Source organism: Salipiger sp. HF18, assembly GCF_011806505.1.
GTDB lineage: Bacteria > Pseudomonadota > Alphaproteobacteria > Rhodobacterales > Rhodobacteraceae > Salipiger > Salipiger thiooxidans.
In genome coordinates, this window is record NZ_JAATOS010000974.1 from 1 (window position 1) to 593 (window position 593).

Sequence of the window (593 nt, forward strand, 5' to 3'; positions counted from 1 at the left end):
CTGTTGCGGCGGCGGATCGCGGCGGACGCGCTCGGAAGCCTGCTGCTCTACGGTCCGCCCGGCATCGGCAAGACCTCGATCGCGCGCGCCGTCGGGCAGATGCTCGGCAAGGAATTCCGCGTGCTGCATGCCGCGGGCGTGCGGGTCTCGGACATCCGCAAGATTGCCGACGAGGCCCGGATCCGCCCCGTGCTGATGTTCGTCGACGAGGTGCACCGCCTGTCGTCCACGCAGGCTGACGACCTGCTGACGATCTGCGAGGAAGGCACCGCCGATTTCATCGGCGCCACCACCGAGAATCCCTACCACGCCATCCCCAAGGCGCTGATCTCGCGCTCGCAGGTGCTGAAGCTCGAGCCGCTGGCCATCGAGGACATGGAGGAGGTGCTGCGCCGGGGCATGACCCGCCTCGCCTCGGACGGCATCGAGGTCGAGATCGCGCCCGAGCACCTGAGGCTGATCGCCGGGCGCTCCGGCGGCGACGCGCGCAAGGCGCTGACCGCGCTGGAAAGCCTCGCGGTCGGCCATGGCGAGGCCAGGGTGCGGATCACCGATGCGATGATCGAAGAGGTCTACGCCGCGGCACCGGTGAG

General features: G+C 69.8%; 1 protein-coding gene. It reads left to right on the forward strand.

The features are described 5' to 3' along the window. The coding region (locus HC022_RS28350) for an AAA family ATPase (RefSeq protein WP_167454577.1) at window positions 1-593 on the forward strand (593 nt) is incomplete at both ends.